The organism is Rahnella sp. WP5, from assembly GCF_000745615.1.
Classification (GTDB): Bacteria; Pseudomonadota; Gammaproteobacteria; order Enterobacterales; family Enterobacteriaceae; genus Rahnella; species Rahnella aceris.
In genome coordinates, this window is the sequence record NZ_JQJR01000015.1 from 15,431 (window position 1) to 39,680 (window position 24,250).

Sequence of the window (24,250 nt, forward strand, 5' to 3'; positions counted from 1 at the left end):
GGGGCCGGATGAATTTTTTCCGGTTTCCTTACGCGCTGGCTTATTGTATTTTTATTCACAATTATTGCATGAATATGAATACTACCCTAACTAAAGGCTGTCAACAGTGAAGATGAAATTACCTCCTTTTATTGAGCTCTACCGGGCGTTAATCGCCACCCCTTCCATCAGCGCCACAGACGCTGCACTGGACCAGAGCAATGAGACGTTAATCAATCTACTGGCAGGCTGGTTCGGTGATTTAGGCTTCAAAGTCGAAGTGCAACCCGTGCCAGGAACACGCCATAAATTCAACATGTTAGCCAGTAGCGGTGACGGTGCAGGCGGGTTGCTGCTGGCGGGTCATACCGATACCGTTCCGTTCGATGACGGCCGCTGGACACGTGATCCTTTCACCCTGACCGAGCATGAAAATAAGCTCTATGGTTTAGGGACTGCCGACATGAAAGGTTTCTTCGCGTTCATCCTCGATTCATTGCGTGATGTCGATCTGACCAAACTGACTAAACCGCTGTATATTTTGGCGACCGCCGATGAAGAAACCACGATGGCCGGTGCCAGCTATTTCTCTAAAAATGCCAAAATTCGCCCTGATTGCGCGATCATCGGTGAACCCACTTCGCTCAAGCCGGTTCGTGCGCATAAGGGGCATCTGTCGAATGCAATCCGCATCACCGGTCAGTCCGGCCATTCCAGTGATCCGTCCCGCGGCGTGAACGCTATTGAACTGATGCACGAATCGATTACCCATTTAATGACGCTGCGCAATACGCTGAAAAGCCGTTACAACCACAGTGGTTTCGTGATCCCGTACCCGACCATGAACTTTGGTTATATCAACGGCGGCGACGCACCAAACCGTATTTGTGCCTGTTGTGAAATGCACATGGATATCCGCCCGCTGCCGGGTCTGACGCTGACCGACATTGATGGTCTGTTGAACGAGGCACTGGCCCCCGTCAGCGAACGCTGGCCGGGACGTATTGTGATTGAAGAACTGCATCCACCGATCCCGGGCTATGAATGTCCGCCGGATCACCCGCTGGTGCAGGTGGTCGAGAAATTACTGGGCGTGGAAACGGAAATCGTTAACTACTGCACCGAAGCGCCGTTTATTCAGGAACTGTGCCCGACGCTGGTGCTCGGACCTGGTTCTATCGATCAGGCGCATCAGCCAGATGAATATATTGATACTGCGTTCATTAAACCGACTCGTGAGCTGATTTCTCAGGTTGTTCATCATTTCTGTTATCACTGATACTGAATGAAGGATTGATGAAGAAACAATCAGGGCGCTCACGGGCGCCCTTTGATACTGTACAAAAGGTGGATTAGCCAAACTGATATCGCCGCTGTTGTAATTAAATTTCAGCGACATCGCCAAAAAGACCATTTTTCACGTGAGTGTTCAGGGGTTTTTGGGTTAAAACATGTGCTGCATTTAAAAAGTATGGCCAGGTTGGCAGGGTGAACGGGGCAAGAATGCCTGACGGGTGAAAGTTATTTACAGAATATAAAAATTAAACGAGAGAACGGGTCAGAGGTAATATGAACGAACAATATTCCGCAATGCGAAGTAATGTCAGTACTTTAGGTAAATTGCTGGGCGACACGATCAAAGATACGTTGGGAGAGCATATCCTGGATCGTGTTGAGAAAATCCGTAAGCTGTCGAAATCCTCCCGTGCCGGAAATGACGCGGATCGACAGGAGTTACTGTCAACGTTGCAAAACCTCTCAAACGATGAGCTGTTGCCTGTTGCCCGTGCTTTTAGCCAGTTTCTGAATTTAGCCAACGTGGCTGAACAATATCACAGCATTTCGCCGCACGGCGAAGCGGCCAGCAATCCTGAAGCGCTGGCGCAATTGTTCGATCGTCTGAAATCCAAAAACCTCTCTGAGCAGCAGTTACGGGATGCCGTTGACCAGCTTTCTATCGAACTGGTGCTGACCGCGCACCCGACAGAAATCGCCCGTCGTACGTTGATCCACAAACTGGTGGAAGTGAATAACTGCCTCAAGCAGCTCGACCATAACGATCTGGCCGATTACGAGCGCAAACAAATCATGCGCCGCCTGCGTCAGTTAATCGCGCAATCATGGCATACCGATGAAATCCGCAAAAACCGCCCTTCTCCGGTGGATGAAGCCAAATGGGGTTTTGCGGTAGTCGAAAACAGCCTGTGGGAAGGCGTGCCGGCTTTTCTGCGCGAACTGAACGAACAGCTGGAAACCTCACTGGATTACAAAATGCCAGTGGAAGCCGTGCCGGTTCGCTTCACCTCCTGGATGGGTGGCGACCGCGACGGTAACCCGAACGTAACCGCCGATATCACCCGTCACGTGCTGTTGCTGAGCCGCTGGAAAGCGACTGATCTGTTCCTGCGTGATATCGCGGTGCTGGTGTCAGAACTGTCGATGACCGAATGCACACCGGAACTGCGTGAACTGGCTGGCGGTGCGGACATCATCGAACCTTACCGCGAAATCATGAAACAGCTCCGTTCGCAGCTGACCAATACTCAGGTGTATCTGGAAGCCCGTCTGAAAGGCGAGCGTGTTGCACGTCCTCACGATTTGCTGGTGAAAAATGACCAGCTGTGGGCGCCGCTTTACGCCTGCTACCAGTCATTGCAGGCCTGCAACATGGGCATTATTGCCAACGGCCAGTTGCTGGATACACTGCGCCGCGTGCGCTGCTTCGGCGTGCCGCTGGTGCGTATCGACGTGCGTCAGGAAAGCACCCGCCACACCGACGCTATCGCCGAAATTACCCGTTATCTGGGGCTTGGCGATTACGAAAGCTGGTCAGAATCCGACAAACAGGCTTTCCTGATCCGCGAACTGAACTCAAAACGTCCGCTGGTGCCACGTCACTGGGAACCGAGCGCCAACACCAAAGAAGTGCTCGATACCTGTCAGGTGATTGCCGAAGCGCCGGAAGGCTCGATTGCAGCGTATGTCATCTCGATGGCGCGCACGCCGTCTGATGTGCTGGCCGTACACCTGCTGCTCAAAGAAGCCGGTTGTCCGTTCCCGATGCCCGTTGCGCCGCTGTTCGAAACGCTCGACGACCTGAACAATGCCGACGATGTCATGAAGCAATTGCTGAGCATCGACTGGTATCGCGGTTTCATTCAGGGCAAACAGATGGTGATGATTGGCTATTCCGACTCCGCAAAAGACGCGGGCGTGATGGCCGCATCGTGGGCGCAATATCGTGCGCAGGATGCTCTGATCAAAACCTGCGAGAAAGCCGGAATTGCCCTGACACTGTTCCACGGACGTGGCGGTTCTATCGGCCGTGGCGGCGCACCGGCACAGGCAGCGTTATTGTCTCAGCCTCCGGGCAGCCTGAAAGGTGGCCTGCGCGTTACCGAACAAGGCGAGATGATCCGCTTCAAGTTCGGTCTGCCGGAAGTCACTATCAGCAGTCTGGCGCTGTACACCTCTGCAATTCTGGAAGCCAACCTGCTGCCACCGCCTGAGCCGAAACAAGCCTGGGTGGATATCATGGAACAACTGTCTGACGTGTCCTGCAAAATGTACCGTGGCTACGTTCGCGAAAATAAAGACTTCGTGCCTTACTTCCGCGCCGCAACGCCGGAACAGGAACTGGCCAAACTGCCTCTGGGTTCACGCCCGGCGAAACGTAAAGCCAGTGGTGGCGTCGAAAGCCTTCGTGCCATCCCGTGGATTTTCGCCTGGACGCAAAACCGCCTGATGCTGCCAGCCTGGCTGGGTGCCGGTGCCGGTTTGCAGGCTGTGGTTGATGACGGAAAACGCGACGAGCTGGAAACCATGTGCCGCGACTGGCCGTTCTTCTCCACGCGAATCGGTATGCTGGAAATGGTGTTTGCGAAAGCTGACCTGTGGCTGGCGGAATACTACGATCATCGTCTGGTCGGGAAAGAATTGTGGCCGCTCGGTCAGCAGTTGCGCGATCAGCTGGCAAGCGACATCAAAGTCATTCTGGCGATTTCTAACGACGATCATCTGATGGAAGATTTGCCGTGGATTGCAGAATCCATCGCACTGCGAAACGTCTACACTGACCCGCTGAACGTCTTGCAGGCTGAATTGCTGCACCGTTCCCGCGAGCTGGAAAAAGACGGCAAGCAGGATGCCAACGTCGAACAGGCGCTGATGGTGACGATTGCCGGTGTGGCAGCGGGTATGCGTAATACCGGCTAGTTTTCGCTGACATCAGCCCAAGAAAAACCCGCGAATTCGCGGGTTTTTTGTATTCAGTGTCGGGCAAAAAGATTAAGCGCGAACCGGCACGGCGATGTCTGGACGCACACCCAGCGTGTGGCAAATCGCGTAACTCATTTCTGCACGGTTCAGGGTGTAGAAATGGAAGTCCTTCACGCCTTCGCGGCTGAGGATTTTCACCATGTCCATCGCGATATTGGCACCGACCATTTTGCGGGTTTCGGCGTCGTCATCCAGCCCTTCAAACTGGCTGTTCATCCAGTGCGGTACACGCACATTGGTCATCGTCGCAAAGCGGGTCAGCTGTTTGAAGTTAGACACCGGCAGGATGCCAGGCACGATTTCCACGTCAATCCCCTGACCGGCGCAGCGGTCGCGGAAACGCAGGTAACTTTCCACATCAAAGAAAAACTGCGTGATGGCGCGGTTCGCACCGGCATCGATTTTACGTTTCAGGTTAATCAGATCTGACTGCGCGCTTTTGGCCTCAGGATGCACTTCCGGATAGGCCGCGACGGAAATATCAAAGTCGCCCACTTCTTTCAGCAGATGCACCAAATCGGTGGCGTACATTTCCGGCTTGCCGCCGCCAGCCGGCAAATCGCCACGCAGAGCCACAATGTGGCGGATGCCACTGTCCCAGTAATCCCGTGCGATCTGACGCAGTTCATCGCGGCTGGCATCGATACAGGTCAGGTGAGGTGCCGCTTCCAGACCGGTACGTTCTTTAATGCCTTTGATGATGCTGTGCGTACGATCACGCTCGCCGGAGTTCGCGCCGTAAGTCACTGAGACAAACTTAGGCTTGAGGCTGCTGAGACGATCAATAGAGCTCCACAACGTATCTTCCATCTCGCTGGTACGAGGCGGGAAAAATTCGAAAGAAACGTTAATCTGACCCTGTAATTCAGCCAGATTCTGATTCAGCGCTTCGCGCTGGTTTGCGTGGAAAAAGCTCATAAACACTACCTCATGGATCACTGCGTTTTGATTATGGTTCGTTATAATGGACGTTTGGACGTCTAAACGTATAGATAGAAAATGACGGAAAGAGAACAAAGTGTCAACGTTAAAATGATGGCAGGGGATGATTAATCTTCACGCAAACTGAAAGAATTTCACGTTGCGAAAATGAGGCTGGGGGGAAGCTGAGGAAAGTTAGAGGTTTTTTACGCCTTCCCCTCATGGGAGAGGAAGGCGTAAGGAATTACAGAAGTTGCGTCAGACGATTAAGATCAGATTGCAACGCACCTGCGGTCACGTCACGCCCTGCACCCGGTCCGCGGATCACCAGCGGATTATCACGATACCAGCGACTTTCGATAGCGAACACGTTATCGCACGGCAGTAATGCGGCCAGAGGATGGTCGTCACGCACCGCTTCAACACCAACACGGGCTTTGCCATTGGCATCGAAACGGGCCACGTAGCGCAGCACCAGGCCCATTTCACGGGCAGCTTCCAGACGTTGCAGCATTTGCTGGTTCAGCGCCTCACCGTCTTCAAAAAACTGATCTACGGAACCGTTCGCGCAACTTTCCGGCACCAGCGATTCCACGCGAACCTGCGTCGGTTCGATGTCATAACCCGCTTCGCGCGCCAGGATCACCAGCTTGCGCATGACGTCCTGACCGGATAAATCATCGCGCGGATCCGGCTCAGTCAGCCCCTGCTGCCAGGCTAAATCCACCAGTTCGGTGAACGGCAGCGTGCCGTCAAATTGCAGGAACAGCCAGGACAATGTTCCCGAGAAAATGCCGCTGATGGCCAGAATGCTGTCGCCGCTGTCGCGTAAATCACGCACCGTATGATTAACCGGCAAACCAGCGCCGACAGTGGCGTTATACAACCAGTGGCTGTCAGTTTTGGAAAATGCATCGCGGATCTGACGGTATTTATTCGTGTCCGACGCGCCTGCCTGTTTGTTGGCACTGATGACATGGAAACCGTAGCTGGCGAAATCCAGATACTGATCGGCCAGTTCAGCGCTGGCGGTGACATCCAGAACCACTAAATCGTCATAAGGATGCGCGCGCATCCACAGGAACAGCGATTCTTCGTCATGCGCCTGCGATTCATCATCAAAGAAGGCCAGCGCACGGCTGGCATCCAGCCCTTCATAATTAAGCAGACTGCGCTTGCTGTCGACCACACCGGCCAGCACAAACTCGAAACCGCTGCGGGCAGAAATATTCTTTTGTTCACGGGCGAACAGTTCCAGCCAGCGTGAACCGATATTGCCTTTACCAAACAGCATCAGACCGATTTGCTTTTCAGCACGGAACAACGTTTTGTGCAGCCCCTGAATCAGGTGCGCGGTCGGGCCGATACGCAGTACAGCCACCAGACTGATACCGTCTTCGGCCTGCCAGATAAACTCCACTGGCTGATCTTTCATTTCCTGATAAAAACGGTGGCTGTGCAGCGGATTCTTGCACACGCCCGCCCCGACCAGCGCCACCAGCGCCAGCCCTTCACGCAGGGTCAGACGCGCCGGAAGGGCCGCCTCTTCGAGAATCTGCAACGCGCTGCCCGCCACTTCAGAGGTGTAGCAAAGTTGCAGCAGATTACGGTCAGGATGAATGCCGGTACACAGCGGTTTGATCTGCGCACGTTTAAGCAGCAGCTCAACATCTTTTTGTGCCAGACCAAAATCGTGGCCGGAAGGAATGACCATTTCGATCAGACAAATATCATCATGGCTGGTGACAATTTTCGCGCCGGTACCGGAAGCCAGCACGCGTTCAATACGCGTTGAGCCCTGCTCCGGCTGGTAACTGCAACGCAGTTGCAAATCAATATCGCTGCCGGAAACCGGCTGAAGGGTACGGGTGTGCAGAACCGGTGCCGCCAGACGCGCCAGTTCACTGGCTTCATCGAGACGCAATAACGGCAGCAGGCAGGCATCTTTCACTTTGCGCGGGTCGGCGCTGTAGACACCGGCCACATCACTCCAGATGGTCACACGGCTGGCATTAGCCAGTGCGCCAATCTGGGTGGCGGAATAGTCACTGCCGTTACGGCCAAGCAGTACGGTTTCACCCGCGTCACTGCGGGCGATAAAGCCGGTCACCACCAGATATTGCTGAGGATGCTGCGCGAGAAGTTGTTGCAGCAGCGGATACGAACGGCCTTCATCAACCTGAGGTTGCGCAGCGCGTTCAGCCCGCAGGAATTCACGGGCATCCAGCCAGGCGGCCGGTAATTCCAGCTTACACAGCACTGCAGACATCAGACGTGCAGACCAGACTTCGCCGTGCCCGACGACTTCAGCATAAATTGCATCGGTCATTTTGCCGTCAAGCAAAACAGCCAGACGTTCGAGATCATGAATAAAAGAAGCAATAAGCGGTTCGGCCATTTCCGGCGGCAACAGACCGGTTATCAAATCACTCTGATAACGGCGCAAAGCCTGCTGAACCTGATGCGCAGAAATTCTGTCTGTCTGGCTGAGCTTCAGCCAGCTGATCAGCTGGTTGGTTGTGCTGCCTGCTGCCGACACCACCATCATGTCGCCCGGCTTCGCATACTCGGCCATAATGCCAGCGACACGCAGATAACACTTCACGTCGGCCAGACTGCTACCACCAAATTTGTGCAACTGACGACTTCCCGCCGGCGCTGCAACCGCTATTGCATTCATACTTACCTCGTTGCCACTGACTGGAATGCATTTTCCAGATCAGCAATCAAATCTTCGCTGTCTTCAAGACCTACAGAAATACGGAGCAAGCTGTCAGAAATCCCGGCGGCTTTGCGCGCTTCCGGCGCCATGCCAGCATGTGTCATGGTCGCGGTATGAGAAATCAGGCTTTCGACGCCTCCCAGTGATTCTGCGAGGGTAAATAACTTCAATTCTTTCAGGAAATGGCGCAACTGAGCTTCATCTCCGTTAAATTCAAAACTGATCATGGCACCAAAGCCACGTTGCTGGCGGCAGGCAATTTCATGTCCCTGGTTTTCCGGCAGCGACGGATGATACAGCTTTTTGACCTGCAATTGTTTTTGTAAATAAGCAACAATTGCCAGTGCATTTTCCTGTTGCTGTTTCACGCGAACCGTTAACGTGCGCAAACCGCGCAATAACAGATAGCTGTCAAAGGCCGCAGCGGTAACGCCAATGTTGTTCGCCCACCAGGCGAGTTCTGTCGCATGTTCTGCGGTCTTAGATATTACCGTACCGGCGACCACATCAGAATGCCCGTTCAGATATTTAGTACATGAATGGACGACTAAATCCGCACCAAGCTGCAATGGATTTTGCAACGCCGGACTCAGGAAGGTGTTGTCCACCACTGTCAGGGCACCGGCGGCGCGGGACGCGTCGCAAATCGCCTGAATATCCACCACACGCAGCAAAGGATTGCTCGGCGTTTCAATCAGCACCAGCTTCGGTTTTTCTTTCAGCGCATCGGCCAGCGCCTGTGGATCACCCTGATCCACAAACAGCACGCGATACGCGCCACGTTTGCTCAGGCTGTCGAACAAACGGTAACTGCCGCCGTAGCAGTCGTGCGGCGCAACCAGTAAATCGCCAGGTTTCAGAAAGACCGTACACACCAGATGAATGGCTGACATACCGCTGCTGGTCAGAACCGCACCGGCGCCGCCTTCCAGATCAGCCAGCGCACGCTGGACAACATCCCGTGACGGATTGCCGCGACGTGAATAGTCATGGGCTCTTGGCTGGTTGAAATCTTCAAAGTTATAGGTACTGGAAAGGTAGATTGGCGGAACTACACAACCATATTGCTGATCATTGTTCAGGCCACTGCCCACGGCAATGGTGGCTTGCTTGTGCGTCATAATCGTTTCTTCCTGACGAATTGCGAAGGATGAGGATATAAAGAGTAACGTCCGGATTTATAGACGTCAATACATCTGGACATCTAAACTTCTTTGCGTATAGATTGAGCAACAGCGCAATACCCGCTAAAATTATGGCGTTAATGAAGATGTCAGGCAGATCTGTCGTGCCGGGAGACGTAAGCTCAAGGTAACAAAATGAACAGTGCCGCAGGGAAAAACGTGAAATGTCCCTGTTAAATTCCGACATTTACTTAGTGAGAACAGTGAAAATCGGGCATAATCACGCGGTTTTCAGAATTTTATTTTTTGATAAATTTAAGGTGTCCCATGGCTGAGTGGAACGGCGAATATGTCAGCCCTTACGCTGAACACGGTAAGAAAAGCGAACAAGTTAAGAAAATCACGGTATCCATTCCGCTGAAAGTCCTCAAAATTCTCACCGATGAACGCACCCGTCGCCAGGTAAACAACCTGCGTCACGCGACCAACAGTGAATTATTGTGTGAGGCTTTTCTGCACGCCTTCACCGGTCAGCCTTTGCCGAATGACGAAGACCTGCGTAAAGAACGCAGTGACGAAATACCGGAAGCGGCGAAGATCCTGATGCGTGAACTGGGTGTGGATCCTGATACCTGGGAATACTGATCGCAGCATCGCAAACAAAGATGTGCTGAAAGACCGTGCGGCTCCCGTCGCGCGTTTTTTCAGTATCTGCGCGAAGAAAGAGAGTGCGGGAACGGGCATTTTATCTGGCGGGACGTCAAACGACAGGTAACAAAAAAGGCGCCAAAGGCGCCTTTTTTTGCTCTCAAGCGAAGCTTATTTGCTGCCTGGAACGCTGAAACGCTTGTTGAAGCGGTCAACGCGACCACCGGTAGCCACTTCACGTTGCTTACCAGTGTAGAACGGGTGGCATTCGCCACAAACGTCCAGGTTCAGATCGTGACCCACAGTTGAGTGAGTTTTGATAACGTTACCGCATGAGCAAGTTGCAGTAACTTCTACATATTTAGGGTGAATACCTTGTTTCATGGAAAACCTCTTCTTAAGGCCGCGTCGCTATCCAACCCTGTTCTGTCAGACACCACGCGTAGTGGATGATAGGCTTTGAGTACGAAATGCACCAAAGGCGGCGAATCATACAGAATCTCTGACAACCGCGCAATCATGTTCATGCATTTCGAAAGACACAGTGTACACTATCTCGTCATTTTTTTATAGTCTGGACCCCCAATGCCTGTTGCCCACGTTGCTTTACCCGTCCCGCTCGCCCGTACTTTCGACTATCTGTTGCCGCCTGATATGCAGGTTTCAAAGGGTTGCCGGGTCAGTGTGCCTTTCGGAAAACGCGACGCCATTGGCATCGTCACTCAGGTCAGCGACTTCAGCGAATTTGGCCTGGAGAAACTGAAACCGGTGCGGGAAGTCCTCGACAGTTCCAGCCTGTTTACCCCTGATCTGTGGCGCATCTTGTTTTGGGCCGCCGACTATTACCATTACCCGATCGGCGAAGTGCTGTTCCATGCGCTGCCGGTATTGTTACGTCAGGGGAAAGCCGCTGAGCTTACACCGCTGTGGCAATGGTTCGCCACCGAGGAGGGGCGCGCGACGCCGCTCGACAGTCTCAAACGTGCGCCAAAACAACAGCAGGCGATGGCAGCACTGATGCAAAAACCGTTGTATCGTCATCAGGTTGCCGATCTTGATCTTACCGATACGGCCCTGCAGGCATTACGAGCCAAAGGGCTGACGGATTTACGCAGTATTGCGCCCGCCACGCACGACTGGCGCCAGGATTTCTCGGTGATCGGCGAACGTTTACGACTCAATACCGAGCAGGCCACCGCCGTCGGCGCGATCCGCAGTGAAGATCAGCAATTTTCCGCCTGGTTGCTGGCCGGTGTAACCGGCTCAGGTAAAACCGAAGTGTATCTGAGCGTGCTGGAAAACATTCTGGCGCAGGGTCGGCAGGCGCTGGTGATGGTGCCGGAAATCGGCCTGACGCCGCAAACCATCGCACGTTTTCGCGAACGTTTCAGTGCGCCGGTGGATGTGCTGCACTCCGGCCTGAACGACAGCGAACGCCTCGCCGTCTGGCTGCGGGCGCGCAATGGCGAAGCGGGCATCGTCATTGGCACCCGTTCATCGCTGTTTACACCGTTTGCGCGCCTCGGCGTCATTATCATTGATGAAGAACACGACAGTTCTTATAAGCAGCAGGAAGGCTGGCGCTATCACGCCCGCGATCTGGCGGTGTACCGCGCTCACGCTGAAAATATCCCGATTATTATGGGCTCGGCAACCCCGGCGCTGGAAACGCTGCACAATGTTGAACTGGGGAAATATCGTCAGCTCAAACTGACCAAACGTGCCGGAAATGCCAAACTCGCCCGTCAGAATTTGCTGGATTTAAAAGGGTTGCAGCTGAAAGTCGGGCTGTCTCAACCGCTGATCCAGAAAATGCAGGAACATCTGAAAGCCGATAATCAGGTCATGCTGTTCCTCAACCGCCGCGGCTATGCGCCTGCCCTGCTTTGCCATGAGTGTGGCTGGATAGCCGAATGTCAGCGCTGTGACCACTATTACACTCTGCACCAGAATCAGCGTCAGTTACGCTGCCACCATTGTGACAGTCAGCGCGCCGTGCCGCATCAGTGTCCGCATTGCGGCTCAACACAACTGGTCTCGGTCGGCGTCGGTACAGAACAGCTGGAAAACGAACTGGCGCCGTTGTTCCCGGATACGCCAATCACGCGCATTGACCGCGATACCACCAGCCGGAAAGGTTCGCTGGAACAGCATCTGAATGAAGTCCATCGTGGCGGCGCACGTATTCTTATCGGCACACAAATGCTGGCAAAAGGGCACCACTTCCCTGACGTTACGCTGGTGTCATTGCTGGATGTCGACGGCGCGCTGTTCTCGGCAGATTTCCGTTCTGCCGAGCGCTTTGCCCAGCTTTATACGCAGGTTTCAGGCCGCGCCGGACGTGCAGGCAAACAGGGTGAAGTCGTATTGCAAACTCACCATCCCGAACATCCGCTATTACAGGTGCTGTTGCAGCAGGGCTACGACGAGTTCGCCAGACAGACCCTGGCGGAGCGCAAAAGCGTCTTCCTTCCTCCTTATACCAGCCACATTATGATCCGCTCGGAAGACCACGATAATCAGCAATCTGCGCTGTTCCTTCAGCAGTTACGTAATCTGCTCGAATCCAGTCCGCTGAAAGATGATTCGCTGTGGATCCTGGGGCCGGTTCCTGCCTTACAAGCCAAACGCAGCGGACGTTTCCGCTGGCAGCTTTTATTGCAGCATCCTTCACGGCGCGTTTTGCAGCATCTGATCAAAAGCTCTCAGCCGCTGATTTCAAGTCTGCCGCAAGCCAAAAAAGTGAAATGGACACTGGATGTCGATCCGATTGACAGCTGATTCCAAAAGCGAATTTGCGTGAATAGTCAGGTTTTTTGCGTGATGCATCGAAAAAAGCATCTGGGTCACACTTTTAATGCAAATTAGGTAACAAATCCTACTCACATTCTGTTTAGAATGTGATGAGCTACACATCATGCGTAGCCAGGTGAGGAATGTTGATGTTGTTGTCTCAGTTTGATGCTGTTGCAAGGAGAGAGACGTTGGAGCACAAGAAAGAATTACCCGCCGCAACAATGAAAGATGTGGCTGAACAGGCAGGCGTTTCAACAGCAACCGTATCCCGTGCATTAATGAATCCGGAGAAAGTCTCCGCCGCGACTCGCCAGAAAGTTGATCAGGCCGTCATGGCCGTCGGTTATTCTCCTCATGCCCTGGCCCGCAACCTGAAGCGTAATGAATCACGCACTATTTTGGTGATCGTCCCCGACATCTGCGATCCGTTTTTCGCCGATCTGATCCAGGGGATCGAGCGCACGGCCGCCGAAAGCGGTTATCTGGTGTTGATCGGTGATTGTGCTCAGCAAAATCAGCAAGAGAAAACCTTTATCAATCTGATCATTACCAAGCAAATTGACGGAATGCTGCTGCTCGGCTCTGATTTACCTTTCGATGCCAGCAAAGAAGAACAACGCAATCTGCCGCCGATGGTGATGGCTAATGAATTTGCGCCGGAACTTGAACTGCCGACGGTCCACATTGATAACCTGACGGCCGCGTTCGAAGCTGTGCATTACCTTCTCAAGCTGGGGCATCAGCGTATTGCCTGCATCGCCGGGCCAAAGCATATGCCATTGTGCCAGTACCGTTCACAAGGTTATGTGCAGGCGCTGCGCCGCAACGGACTGAGCGTCGAGAGCAAGCTGACCATTCATGGTGATTTCAGCTATGAATCGGGGGCGCAAGCCGTCACCGAGTTGATGGCTCTGCCCGTGCCGCCGACGGCGATTTTCTGCCACAACGATGTGATGGCGATTGGTGCCATGTTTCAGGCCAAAAAAATGGGTCTGCGCATTCCGCAGGATTTGTCGGTTGTCGGCTTCGATGACATCAAGGCCAGCCAGTATACCGATCCTCCGCTGACGACCGTTGCACAGCCGAGATTCCAGCTTGGCCGTCAGGCCATGTTATTATTACTTGAGCAGTTACAGGGAAATCCGGTACAAAACGGTTCGCTGCTGCTTGATAGCGAGCTGGTGGTGCGGGAAAGCACTGCGGCCCCAAAAGCGTGAGTCCGATTTTATGCTGTTCAACAGTTTTAATTTCAGTAAATGTTCAGGGTTGAGTAACATGACGCACTTCTTCATTCATCACGACACAGCGAAACGATAGTGGCACAAAGAGACTATGTAAGCCGTGGGCGCTCAGGAGCGCGGCGGAAAAGTACCAGCCGGAGTAAAAAACGCAGTTCCACAACGATCTCCAAAACCATGGTGGTGTTAGCCGTTGCGGTACTGGTGGTGTTTGTCGGTGGCCTCTATTTTATTGCGCACAATAAACATGAAGAAGCGACAGTGTTGCCGACGCACGCTGTCCGTCCGGGTAATGGATTGCCACCTAAGCCAGAAGAACGCTGGCGCTACATTAAAGAACTGGAAAACCGCCAGATGGGCGTCACCACGCCGACAGAACCGACGGCGGGCGGACAGGTCGAATCCAAAACACAACTGACGCCTGAACAGCGCCAGCTTCTCGAACAGATGCAGGCCGATATGCGCCAGACACCAACACAGTTGTCTGAAGTGCCGTATAACGACCCGAATCAGGCCACGCAGGCACCGGCGCATACTCAACGTCAGGTTCAGCAACAGCAGCCGACGTACGCGCAGCAGCAACCGGTAACTCAGCCGCGCCAGGTTCAGCCACAGCCAACGTATACGCCGCAAACGCAGCCGGTACGTGCGCCTCAGGCCCAGGTGCAAACGCAACCCGTTCAGCCAAAACCGAAGCCGCAAGTGAAAGAGCCGGTGAAAGAAGCACCGAAACCGCAACAGCCAGCCACCATTACCCAGGCTGAGCCGGAAAAACCGAAAGCACAGGAAAAAACCCAGCGCTTTGTGGTTCAGTGCGGTTCGTTCAAAGGATCTGAGCAGGCGGAATCCCAGCGCGCCAAACTGGCATTCGAAGGTTTTGAAGGCCGGATCACTACCGGCGGTGGCTGGAGTCGCGTCGTCATCGGCCCGTACAACAGCCGTTCTGGTGCTGACAGCACACTATCGCGCCTCAAAGGCGCTGGCATCTCCGGTTGCATTCCCGTCGCAACCGGGGGTTGAAAACCCGTAATCCTTCCCCAATCTATACTTTCAATATGCCCCGTAAGTTTGTGAGACACGTTCAGTGTCCCGCAAACCTGCGGGGATCTTTTCCGTCTGCAACGAGGAACCGCTCGTGACAACAATTGTAAGTGTACGCCGCAACGGCAAGGTCGTTATCGGTGGTGATGGCCAGGCCACATTGGGAAATACCGTCATGAAGGGCAACGTCAAAAAAGTACGTCGCCTGTATAACGACAAAGTGATCGCGGGCTTTGCTGGCGGCACGGCTGATGCCTTCACGCTGTTTGAGCTGTTCGAACGCAAACTGGAAATGCACCAGGGTCATCTGGTGAAAGCCGCCGTTGAACTGGCAAAAGACTGGCGTACCGACCGTATGTTACGCCGTCTGGAAGCCCTTCTGGCCGTGGCCGATGAAAATGCCTCGCTTATCATCAGCGGTAACGGTGACGTTATCCAGCCTGAAAACGATCTGATTGCCATTGGTTCCGGTGGCCCGTATGCCCAGGCCGCTGCACGCGCATTGCTGGAAAACTCCGAGCTTGAAGCGCGCGACATCGTCGAAAAATCGCTGAGCATCGCCGGTGACATCTGCATCTACACCAACCAATTCCACACTATCGAAGAATTATCTTCTAAAGCGTAAGGATCGAAATTATGTCTGAGATGACCCCGCGCGAGATCGTCAGCGAGTTAGACAGTTACATCATTGGCCAGGATAAAGCGAAACGCGCCGTGGCTATTGCTTTGCGTAACCGCTGGCGCCGGATGCAGCTTGATGAAGCGCTGCGCCACGAAGTCACCCCGAAAAATATTCTGATGATCGGTCCGACCGGTGTCGGTAAAACCGAAATTGCCCGCCGTCTGGCGAAGCTGGCTAACGCACCGTTCATTAAAGTAGAAGCGACTAAATTCACGGAAGTCGGTTACGTCGGTAAAGAAGTGGATTCCATTATCCGCGACCTGACCGATTCCGCCGTAAAAATGGTGCGCCTGCAATCTATTGAGAAAAACCGTTATCGTGCTGAAGAACTGGCCGAAGAACGTATTCTGGATGTGCTGATCCCGCCAGCGAAAAACAACTGGGGACAACCTGACGAAGCGCAGGAACCTTCTGCTGCACGCCAGAACTTCCGCAAAAAACTGCGTGAAGGCCAGCTCGACGACAAAGAGATTGAAATCAGCCTGGCATCCGGCCCGATGGGCGTGGAAATCATGTCCCCTCCGGGTATGGAAGAAATGACCAATCAGTTGCAGTCGATGTTCCAGAGCATGGGTGCTCAGAAACAGAAACCGCGCAAACTGAAAATCAAAGAAGCGCTGAAGCTGCTGATCGAAGAAGAAGCCGCGAAACTGGTGAACCCGGAAGATCTGAAAGAACAGGCGATCGAGGCCGTTGAGCAACACGGCATCGTGTTTATCGATGAGATCGACAAAATCTGTAAACGTGGCGGCCAGAGTTCAGGCCCGGACGTCTCCCGCGAAGGTGTTCAGCGTGACCTGCTGCCTCTGGTGGAAGGCTGTACGGTGTCTACCAAGCATGGCATGGTGAAAACCGATCACATTCTGTTTATCGCTTCCGGCGCATTCCAGACGGCCAGCCCGTCAGACCTGATCCCTGAGTTGCAGGGTCGTCTGCCTATTCGTGTGGAACTGCAGGCGCTGTCGACTGAAGACTTCGAACGCATACTGACCGAGCCAAGTGCTTCGCTGACTCATCAGTACAAAGCATTGATGGCGACCGAAGGCGTAACCATTGATTTCACCGCTGACGGTATCCGCCGTATTGCGGAAGCCGCATGGCAGGTGAACGAAACCACCGAGAACATAGGTGCGCGTCGTCTGCATACCGTTCTGGAGCGTCTGATGGAAGATATCTCTTACGATGCCAGCGAAAGCAACGGTATCTCCATAAACATTGATGCAGATTATGTTAGAAGCCACCTTGACCAGCTGGTAGCTGATGAAGATCTGAGCCGTTTTATCTTATAATTTGCTCATACGTTCCGAAAGTGATCTTCAGGGAGGCGTTTGCCTCCCTGATTTTTTTAGATTTCGGACTGATTCTTCACCTGAGAAATCACCTATGAGCACAATCACGCCTTTCACTCCGACAACACCCGCCCGCGCCTGGCTCGAAAGCCTGCGCCCGAAAACCTTGCCACTGGCGTTTGCTTCTATCGTTATGGGTTCTGCCATTGCCAGCCTGCAAGGCGTTTTCCATCCGCTCATTGCGCTACTGGCGCTGCTGACTGCGGGCTGTTTGCAAATTTTGTCAAATCTGGCGAATGACTATGGCGATGCAGAGAAAGGCAGTGACACGCCGGAACGCGTCGGGCCCTTACGCGGCATGCAAAAGGGCCTGATTACCGCCGGGCAGATGAAGCGCGCGATTATCCTGACCATCGCGCTGACCATTATCTGCGGTACTGCGCTTATTGCCGTGGCCTGCCATAAGCCCAGTGACGTGGTCGGGTTTCTGATCCTCGGCTTGCTATCGATTGGCGCCGCCATTACCTATACCGTCGGCACACGACCTTATGGCTACATGGGACTTGGCGATATTTCCGTGCTGATCTTCTTCGGCTGGATCAGTGTCGCAGGGACGTTTTATTTACAGGCAGGCTATTTCGACTGGATCGTAATGCTTCCGGCGACAGCGACAGGTTTGCTGTCCACCGCGGTACTCAATATCAATAATTTGCGCGATATCGAAACCGACAGCGCCAACGGCAAGAATACCCTGGCGGTTCGCCTCGGGCCGGTTAACGCACGCCGCTATCACGCCATCATTCTGACCGCCGCCGTGCTGTGTCTGGTGATTTTCTCCGCCCTGCACCTGCCTCGCTGGACCGGCTGGCTGTTTATCCTGGCGCTCCCAATGCTGGCAAAACATCTGATGCGGGTGATGAAATCGACAACATCCACTGAAGTCCGCCCGTTGCTGGAACATATGGTAAAAACCGCGTTGCTGACTAACGTCTTGTTTGCAGTGGGTCTGTTGCTCAATTGAGTAAAGTTGGCCTGATGTGCGTTTATCAGGTCACTTTTCACATTTAACAATTGATGATTTTGCCAACATCCGCCGGAAAGGGATATACTGAACACTCATGCAGCAACCAGATGAAATCCTATGAAATACGATACTTCCGAACTTTGCGACATCTACCATGAAGAAGTGAATGTCGTTGAACCCTTGTTCTCCAACTTTGGCGGCCGTACTTCATTTGGCGGGCAAATCACCACCGTGAAATGCTTCGAAGATAATGGCTTGCTTTATGACCTGCTGGAAGAAAATGGCCGTGGCCGTGTATTAGTGATCGATGGTGGCGGTTCTGTTCGTCGCGCACTGCTGGATGCCGGACTGGCACGCCTTGCATTGCAAAACGAATGGGAAGGCATCGTGATTTACGGTGCTGTCCGTCAGGTTGATGATCTCGAAGAGCTGGATCTGGGTATCCAGGCGATGGCGGCTATCCCGGCTGGCGCAGGCAGTGAAGGGATTGGCGAAAGCGACATTCGTGTCAATTTCGGCGGCGTCACCTTCTTCTCCGGCGACCATCTTTATGCCGATAATACCGGTATCGTGCTGTCCGAAGACCCGCTCGATATTGAGTGATTTCCTTCTGAGCACAACAAAAAAGGACGCCTTGGCGTCCTTTTTTATTTGGAATATGAAGTAATTAAACTTCTTCCATTTTTCCCAACAATGCACGCAGACGATCCTGCCATACGTGTTGTTCTTCTTTCAGCTGCGCATTTTCACGCACCAGAGACTCATGGTTGCCGCTGGCCTGCTGAACTTCCTGAGACAGGGTGTTGTTCTGCTCTTTCAGTTCTTCGATTTCCATCTGCAACAGAGTAATGGTATCAATCGCTTGCTGAACTTTAGCTTCTAATTTCTCAAATACTTCAAATGACATTTTTCGGTCCCCTTATGTTCGCAAGGCGCACATCTTATGTTCTGCCGCATCGTCCGGACACGGCTCAAAGATTCCTGCACTCCGTCGATTTTTATAACGAATTCATCAGAGAATTGCGCAAAACCAGCGTGTGTCTTAACGGGTGATTGTATGTAGCCAGCTTTGTTCTGTCTACCCGCAACCCCTTTATCCACGCAGTCTGTTGCAATTTAACAGCGCCGGGTATCAGGAAATGCTTAAAAAGCAGCGTCACACACCAGAAATACTGTTTAATGCCGAATAACCTTAGCCGCTGCGCGGGAAGGCATGTTGATGTTCGTTTGTCACAAATGGCGGCTGAAAATGTTAAATCATGGACTTTTTGCGCTGCATCAAGTTCCAGCAATACGCGAAATCGCTCATTTTTATGACGCGACACACAAAATTTGATTTCGCTATTTCTCGTTTATGCTCGTTAACGATAAATTCACATTACGTTCTCATTTAATGATGAACGCCCAAATCCGATTACGTTCACAAACGACATAACAGAAAAATTATAACTAACCATTAACATCATCCTTAGCAGGATCAAACTATGAGCCAAACCATGAGTTCCACATTAAAAGGTCAGTGCATCGCTGAGTTTCTGGGTACCGGGCTTATCATTTTCTTTGGTGCGGGCTGTGTCGCAGCAATGAAACTTGCCGGGGCAACCTTTGGCCAGTGGGAAATCAGTATTATCTGGGGTCTGGGTGTGGCAATGGCCATCTACCTGACTGCCGCCATCTCCGGCGCACACCTGAATCCGGCCGTGACCGTCGCACTTTGTTTGTTTGCAAACTTTGAAGGACGCAAAGTTCTGCCTTACATCATTGCGCAGGTCGCGGGGGCTTTCTGCGCCGCCGCACTGGTCTACGGCCTTTACTACAACCTGTTCTTCGATTTTGAGCAAAGCCACAACATGGTGCGCGGCAGCGTCGAAAGTCTGGATCTGGCCGGTATTTTCTCTACCTATCCAAACCCGCACATCAGCGTATTGCAGGCGTTTCTGGTAGAAACGGTGATTACGGCCATTCTGATGGCGCTGATCCTCGGCCTGACCGATGACGGCAACGGCATTCCACGTGGTCCGCTGGCGCCATTGCTGATCGGTATCCTGATCGCGGTTATCGGTGCCTCCATGGGGCCACTGACCGGATTCGCCCTGAACCCGGCACGTGACTTTGGTCCGAAAGTCTTCGCCTACTTCGCTGGCTGGGGCAAGGTTGCCTTCACCGGCGCGCGCGATATTCCTTATTTCCTGGTGCCGATTTTTGGCCCGCTGCTCGGTGCTTCTCTGGGTGCCATCGCGTATAAAGCGCTGATCGGCCGCCATTTGCCAAATCAGATTAATGAGCCGGCAGAAGAAAAAGCACCTCAGCCATCCAAACAGCGTAAGGCCTGATCGGCTAAACTGTTCCACAGCTTACTCATTCGCAGGATGAATATTATGTCAGCAGATACGACTCACGAAAAAAAATACATTGTTGCACTCGACCAGGGTACAACCAGTTCACGCGCGGTAGTGCTGGATCACGATGCCAATATCGTCAGCGTGTCACAACGCGAATTCACCCAGATCTACCCTAAGTCAGGCTGGGTTGAGCACGACCCGATGGAAATCTGGTCTTCGCAAAGCTCGGTGCTGGTGGAAGTGCTGGCGAAAGCCGACATTAACTCCGATCAGATTGCCGGTATCGGTATCACCAACCAGCGCGAAACCACCATCGTGTGGGAAAAAGAAACTGGCAAGCCAATCTATAACGCGATTGTCTGGCAATGTCGCCGAACTGCTGACATCTGCGAAAAACTGAAAAAAGACGGTCTGGAAGAATACATTCGCCATAACACCGGCCTGGTTATCGACCCTTACTTCTCCGGCACCAAACTGAAGTGGATCCTCGACAACGTTGAAGGCTCTCGCGAACGCGCTAAACGCGGCGAACTGCTGTTCGGCACCGTCGACACCTGGTTGGTCTGGAAAATGACGCAGGGACGTGTTCACGTGACGGATTACACCAACGCTTCGCGTACCATGCTGTTCAACATCCATGATCTGCAATGGGATGACCGCATGCTGGAAGTGCTGGATATTCCACGTGAAATGCTGCCGGAAGTTCGCTCTTCTTCTGAGATTTACGGCCAGACCAACATTGGTGGTAAAGGCGGTACGCGTATTCCTATCGCTGGCATCGCAGGTGACCAGCAGGCGGCGCTCTATGGTCAGCTGTGTGTACAACCTGGTATGGCGAAAAACACCTACGGCACTGGCTGCTTCCTGCTGATGAATACCGGTACTGAAGCGGTCGCCTCTAAAAATGGCCTGCTGACCACCATCGCCTGCGGCCCGCGCGGCGAAGTGAACTACGCGCTGGAAGGGGCCGTATTTGTCGGCGGTGCGTCCATTCAGTGGCTGCGTGATGAACTGAAGCTGATCAGCGACGCAACTGACTCCGAATATTTCGCCATGAAAGTGAAAGACACGAACGGCGTTTACGTAGTGCCTGCCTTTACCGGCCTCGGCGCCCCTTACTGGGATCCGTATGCCCGCGGCGCAATCTTCGGTCTGAGCCGTGGTGCGAACAGCAACCACATCATCCGCGCGACGCTGGAATCTATCGCTTACCAGACCCGCGACGTACTGGATGCCATGCAGGCCGACTCGGGCGCTCGTCTGCAGGCACTGCGTGTGGACGGCGGTGCGGTGGCCAACAACTTCCTGATGCAATTCCAGTCAGACATTCTTGGCACCCGCGTTGAGCGCCCTGAAGTGCTGGAAGTCACCGCGCTGGGTTCTGCTTTCCTGGCAGGTCTGGCCGTCGGCTTCTGGAACGATCTGGAAGAAGTGCGCAGCAAAGCGACCATCGAACGTGAATTCCGCCCAAGCATTGAAACGACAGAACGTAATGTCCGCTATAAAGGCTGGCAAAAAGCGGTGGCACGCGTTCGTTCGTGGGAAGATCACGACGAGTAATCGCCAGATATTATCGCCAACACCCCTTTCTGAAACTCCCCATCCGGGGAGTTTTTTTATGCACCTTTCCCGTTGTGCTAAAATCTGCGCCACAGATGAGCCTCGCCTCACCGACCTCTTTTTTTCTTTCTACAGGCTTTCCAATGAAACGTGAATTAGCAATCGAGTTCTCCCGCGTGACCGAAGCTGCCGCGCTCGCCGGTTACAAATGGCTGGGTCGTGGCGATAAAAACCTTGCCGATAACGCTGCCGTTCAGTCCATGCGCATTATGCTCAATAAAGTCGATATCGACGGTACTATCGTGATTGGCGAAGGGGAAATTGATGAAGCGCCGATGCTGTATATCGGTGAAAAAGTCGGTACCGGCAACGGCGACGCGGTGGATATCGCGGTCGATCCTATTGAAGGTACACGCATGACCGCCATGGGCCAGTCCAATGCGCTGGCTGTGCTGGCAGTTGGCGACAAAGGTTCGTTCCTCAATGCACCCGACATGTACATGGAAAAGATCGCCGTCGGGCCGGGTGCCAAAGGCGCGATTAATCTCGAACTGACGCTGGCAGAGAATCTGGCCAATATTGCTAAAGCGCTGGATAAACCGCTGACCGAACTGACTGTAGCTGTTCTGGCAAAACCCCGTCACGACGACGCCATCCGCGAAATGCTGGCGTCAGGCGTGCGTGTGTTCGCATTCCCGGACGGCGATGTGGCGGCGACAATCCTGACCTGCATGCCGGAAAGTGAAGTGGATGTGCTGTATGGCATCGGCGGTGCGCCGGAAGGCGTGATTTCCGCTGCGGTGATCCGTGCGCTGGATGGCGATATGCAGGGCCGTTTGCTGGCGCGTCATGATGTGAAAGGCGATACACCGGAAAACCGTCGTATCGGCGAAGAAGAGCTGGCGCGCTGTAAAGCGATGGGGATCGAGGCCGGTAAAGTGCTGCTGCTGGATGATATGGCGCGTAACGATAACGTGATTTTCTCCGCGACCGGTATTACCAAAGGCGACCTGCTGGAAGGCATCAGCCGTCAGGGAAACATGGCGACCACCGAGACGCTGCTGATCCGCGGAAAATCCCGCACCATCCGCCGTATCCGCTCGACCCATTACCTCGACCGAAAAGACGCTGCGCTGCACGAATTTATTATCTGATCAACTTCCTTCCGGTCATCAAAAAGCAGGGCCATCAGCGCCCTGCTTTTGCACCATCAGGCAGTATGTCCTTCATGCTGGCTACGGTTCGACATCGGCCACCAGCACAGTAAAATCAGCAATGCCATCGCAAACATCAGTAACCCGAGGCTGAACTGACCAGTTTGCGGCAACATCGCCGACATCCATGCCACCAGCCCTGACCCCATATTCTGCAATCCGCCAACCAGCGCACCGGCCGCGCCTGCCAGATACGGGAAAGGCTCCATTGCACCGGTGGTCGCCAGCGGGAACAACATGCCAGCGCCAAAGAAAAACAGCGAAGCTGGCACCACCAGCGTCCAGATATTCATGATACCCAGCCAGCCCGGGATCCACATCGCCAGACCGGCCAGCAGACAACTGATGACCGAATGCCACATCAGTTGCTGGAAACTTTTCTCCGCCCGCCCGGCATACCAGGCACCAAAGAAGGCAGCAGGGATCGGCAGGATAAACAGTACGCTGACCATCACACCGCTCAGCCCGAGGACGCCGCCCATCAGCACACCGCAACTGGCTTCAAACACCGCCACACCGGCCAGTGCACCGACCAGCATCACCAGATAACGGCTGAAATTGGCGTCGGCCAGTAATAAACGCAGGCTACCCAGCATGTTGCGCGGCGGATGGTCGGCAGTGAATTCCGGACGAGTTTCCGGCAACCAGCGGTACATCGAAAACGCCACACCGGCGCACAGAATCAGCAGGAAACCAAAACTGGCCCGCCAGCCTAACCACGCTGACAGTGCGCCACCAATCACCGGCGCCAGCAGCGGGCTGATCAGAATGCCCATGTTCAGCAGGCTGTTGGCATGGCGTAACGCACCGCCACTGTAGAGATCACGCGGCATGGTTCGCGCCATTACGCCCGCCACACCGGTGCCCAGTCCCTGAATGGCCGCAAAGGCAATCAGCATCGTCAGACTGGTGGACATCATGGCGCCCGCCGCACCTATCAGGAAAATCATCAGGCCGGTCAGGATCACCGGTTTACGGCCAATATTATCGGAAAGCGGGCCGTAAACCAGCTGTGAGCCGCCGTATGTCAGCAGATAGGCTGCCATCACCCGCTGTACCGCGCCCGGTTTCACGGCCAGACTGGTAGCCATGTCCGCGATATTCGGCACATAAATGGTTTGTGCCATTTGCCCGACAGCCACCAGCAAAATGAGCATGATAAGCAGGTGGATATTTTCCAGATTTTTCATTTTTCAGTTCATTATCAAATAAGATTGGAAAAGTGCAGAACAAATAACCAGTAAATTCAGCCAGACTACAGCGGCGCATAAGTTAACAAATTAATATGAATAAGCGAGTGTTGTAGGAAACTCTTCTCAACCTGCACTGGCAGCAGCGGGAACCACATGTGTAACGCAAGGTGTACGAAAATCGATATTGGCTAACGGGTGA

General features: G+C 53.5%; 19 protein-coding genes. 13 read left to right on the forward strand and 6 right to left on the reverse strand.

Annotated elements, in window-relative coordinates:
• Positions 1–106 precede the first annotated feature (106 nt).
• Together argE and ppc are read left to right on the forward strand one after the other, a co-directional pair.
• On the forward strand, positions 107–1,258 hold the full coding sequence (gene argE, locus EX31_RS14195) for an acetylornithine deacetylase (RefSeq protein WP_037035315.1): 1,152 nt from the start codon (positions 107–109) through the stop codon (positions 1,256–1,258).
• A gap of 290 nt (positions 1,259–1,548) precedes the next feature.
• Positions 1,549–4,194, forward strand: coding sequence for a phosphoenolpyruvate carboxylase (ppc, locus tag EX31_RS14200; RefSeq protein WP_013577573.1), 2,646 nt, complete (start codon positions 1,549–1,551; stop codon positions 4,192–4,194).
• Positions 4,195–4,266: 72 nt separating this feature from the next.
• Here the strand turns inward: ppc and metF are convergent, their stop codons facing one another.
• From metF to metB, 3 genes are all read right to left on the reverse strand, one after another.
• Complete coding sequence (gene metF / locus EX31_RS14205) at positions 4,267–5,175, reverse strand: methylenetetrahydrofolate reductase (RefSeq protein ID WP_013577574.1); 909 nt, start codon at positions 5,173–5,175, stop codon at positions 4,267–4,269.
• Positions 5,176–5,422: 247 nt separating this feature from the next.
• Positions 5,423–7,858, reverse strand: a complete 2,436-nt coding sequence (locus EX31_RS14210; protein ID WP_037035316.1) for a bifunctional aspartate kinase/homoserine dehydrogenase II — start codon at positions 7,856–7,858, stop codon at positions 5,423–5,425.
• Positions 7,859–7,860: 2 nt separating this feature from the next.
• Positions 7,861–9,021, reverse strand: a complete 1,161-nt coding sequence (gene metB / locus EX31_RS14215) for a cystathionine gamma-synthase (RefSeq protein ID WP_013577576.1) — start codon at positions 9,019–9,021, stop codon at positions 7,861–7,863.
• Between the two features lie 330 nt (positions 9,022–9,351).
• On the opposite strand from metB, the gene metJ reads away from it, so the two are divergent.
• Positions 9,352–9,669: a met regulon transcriptional regulator MetJ gene (gene metJ / locus EX31_RS14220; RefSeq protein ID WP_004392248.1), complete on the forward strand. Its 318-nt coding sequence runs from the start codon at positions 9,352–9,354 to the stop codon at positions 9,667–9,669.
• A gap of 174 nt (positions 9,670–9,843) precedes the next feature.
• Here metJ and rpmE read toward each other — a convergent pair whose 3' ends face one another.
• Entirely contained in the window at positions 9,844–10,056 is a 213-nt protein-coding gene (gene rpmE, locus EX31_RS25365) for a 50S ribosomal protein L31 (RefSeq protein WP_013577577.1), read from the reverse strand.
• 201 nt (positions 10,057–10,257) lie between these two features.
• Between rpmE and priA the strand changes: the two genes are divergently transcribed.
• The 7 genes from priA (at position 10,258) to rraA (ending at position 18,345) form a co-directional block, all read left to right on the forward strand.
• Positions 10,258–12,453 (forward strand): primosomal protein N', encoded by a 2,196-nt coding sequence (gene priA, locus EX31_RS14225; RefSeq protein ID WP_015690597.1) that lies wholly within the window; start codon positions 10,258–10,260, stop codon positions 12,451–12,453.
• A gap of 203 nt (positions 12,454–12,656) precedes the next feature.
• Complete coding sequence (gene cytR, locus EX31_RS14230) at positions 12,657–13,685, forward strand: DNA-binding transcriptional regulator CytR (RefSeq protein WP_015690598.1); 1,029 nt, start codon at positions 12,657–12,659, stop codon at positions 13,683–13,685.
• Between the two features lie 99 nt (positions 13,686–13,784).
• Entirely contained in the window at positions 13,785–14,726 is a 942-nt protein-coding gene (ftsN, locus tag EX31_RS14235) for a cell division protein FtsN (protein WP_071823634.1), read from the forward strand.
• A gap of 115 nt (positions 14,727–14,841) precedes the next feature.
• Positions 14,842–15,372, forward strand: coding sequence for an ATP-dependent protease subunit HslV (gene hslV / locus EX31_RS14240; protein ID WP_015690599.1), 531 nt, complete (start codon positions 14,842–14,844; stop codon positions 15,370–15,372).
• A gap of 11 nt (positions 15,373–15,383) precedes the next feature.
• Positions 15,384–16,718, forward strand: a complete 1,335-nt coding sequence (hslU, locus tag EX31_RS14245) for an HslU--HslV peptidase ATPase subunit (protein ID WP_013577582.1) — start codon at positions 15,384–15,386, stop codon at positions 16,716–16,718.
• Between the two features lie 94 nt (positions 16,719–16,812).
• Positions 16,813–17,739: a 1,4-dihydroxy-2-naphthoate polyprenyltransferase gene (locus EX31_RS14250; protein WP_037035317.1), complete on the forward strand. Its 927-nt coding sequence runs from the start codon at positions 16,813–16,815 to the stop codon at positions 17,737–17,739.
• Between the two features lie 120 nt (positions 17,740–17,859).
• Entirely contained in the window at positions 17,860–18,345 is a 486-nt protein-coding gene (gene rraA / locus EX31_RS14255; RefSeq protein WP_013577584.1) for a ribonuclease E activity regulator RraA, read from the forward strand.
• Between the two features lie 64 nt (positions 18,346–18,409).
• Here rraA and zapB read toward each other — a convergent pair whose 3' ends face one another.
• On the reverse strand, positions 18,410–18,649 hold the full coding sequence (zapB, locus tag EX31_RS14260) for a septal ring assembly protein ZapB (RefSeq protein WP_013577585.1): 240 nt from the start codon (positions 18,647–18,649) through the stop codon (positions 18,410–18,412).
• Positions 18,650–19,226: 577 nt separating this feature from the next.
• Between zapB and EX31_RS14265 the strand changes: the two genes are divergently transcribed.
• From EX31_RS14265 to glpX, 3 genes are all read left to right on the forward strand, one after another.
• Entirely contained in the window at positions 19,227–20,075 is an 849-nt protein-coding gene (locus tag EX31_RS14265) for an MIP/aquaporin family protein (protein ID WP_013577586.1), read from the forward strand.
• A gap of 45 nt (positions 20,076–20,120) precedes the next feature.
• Positions 20,121–21,644 carry a glycerol kinase GlpK gene (gene glpK, locus EX31_RS14270; RefSeq protein ID WP_037035318.1) on the forward strand — a complete coding sequence of 508 codons (1,524 nt, stop codon included), beginning with the start codon at positions 20,121–20,123 and terminating at the stop codon, positions 21,642–21,644.
• 143 nt (positions 21,645–21,787) lie between these two features.
• Positions 21,788–22,798, forward strand: a complete 1,011-nt coding sequence (gene glpX, locus EX31_RS14275; protein WP_013577588.1) for a class II fructose-bisphosphatase — start codon at positions 21,788–21,790, stop codon at positions 22,796–22,798.
• Positions 22,799–22,854: 56 nt separating this feature from the next.
• Here the strand turns inward: glpX and emrD are convergent, their stop codons facing one another.
• On the reverse strand, positions 22,855–24,048 hold the full coding sequence (emrD, locus tag EX31_RS14280; protein ID WP_037035319.1) for a multidrug efflux MFS transporter EmrD: 1,194 nt from the start codon (positions 24,046–24,048) through the stop codon (positions 22,855–22,857).
• Positions 24,049–24,250: the final 202 nt, after the last annotated feature.

Excerpts from the sequence above, each read along its gene's own strand:
- ppc (WP_013577573.1), top strand. The coding sequence starts at position 1,549 with ATGAACGAACAATATTCCGCAATGCGAAGTAATGTCAGTACTTTAGGT.
- metF (WP_013577574.1), bottom strand. The coding sequence starts at position 5,175 with ATGAGCTTTTTCCACGCAAACCAGCGCGAAGCGCTGAATCAGAATCTG.
- EX31_RS14210 (WP_037035316.1), bottom strand. The coding sequence starts at position 7,858 with ATGAATGCAATAGCGGTTGCAGCGCCGGCGGGAAGTCGTCAGTTGCAC.
- metB (WP_013577576.1), bottom strand. The coding sequence starts at position 9,021 with ATGACGCACAAGCAAGCCACCATTGCCGTGGGCAGTGGCCTGAACAAT.
- metJ (WP_004392248.1), top strand. The coding sequence starts at position 9,352 with ATGGCTGAGTGGAACGGCGAATATGTCAGCCCTTACGCTGAACACGGT.
- rpmE (WP_013577577.1), bottom strand. The coding sequence starts at position 10,056 with ATGAAACAAGGTATTCACCCTAAATATGTAGAAGTTACTGCAACTTGC.
- priA (WP_015690597.1), top strand. The coding sequence starts at position 10,258 with ATGCCTGTTGCCCACGTTGCTTTACCCGTCCCGCTCGCCCGTACTTTC.
- hslU (WP_013577582.1), top strand. The coding sequence starts at position 15,384 with ATGTCTGAGATGACCCCGCGCGAGATCGTCAGCGAGTTAGACAGTTAC.
- EX31_RS14250 (WP_037035317.1), top strand. The coding sequence starts at position 16,813 with ATGAGCACAATCACGCCTTTCACTCCGACAACACCCGCCCGCGCCTGG.
- rraA (WP_013577584.1), top strand. The coding sequence starts at position 17,860 with ATGAAATACGATACTTCCGAACTTTGCGACATCTACCATGAAGAAGTG.
- zapB (WP_013577585.1), bottom strand. The coding sequence starts at position 18,649 with ATGTCATTTGAAGTATTTGAGAAATTAGAAGCTAAAGTTCAGCAAGCG.
- EX31_RS14265 (WP_013577586.1), top strand. The coding sequence starts at position 19,227 with ATGAGCCAAACCATGAGTTCCACATTAAAAGGTCAGTGCATCGCTGAG.
- glpK (WP_037035318.1), top strand. The coding sequence starts at position 20,121 with ATGTCAGCAGATACGACTCACGAAAAAAAATACATTGTTGCACTCGAC.
- glpX (WP_013577588.1), top strand. The coding sequence starts at position 21,788 with ATGAAACGTGAATTAGCAATCGAGTTCTCCCGCGTGACCGAAGCTGCC.
- emrD (WP_037035319.1), bottom strand. The coding sequence starts at position 24,048 with ATGAAAAATCTGGAAAATATCCACCTGCTTATCATGCTCATTTTGCTG.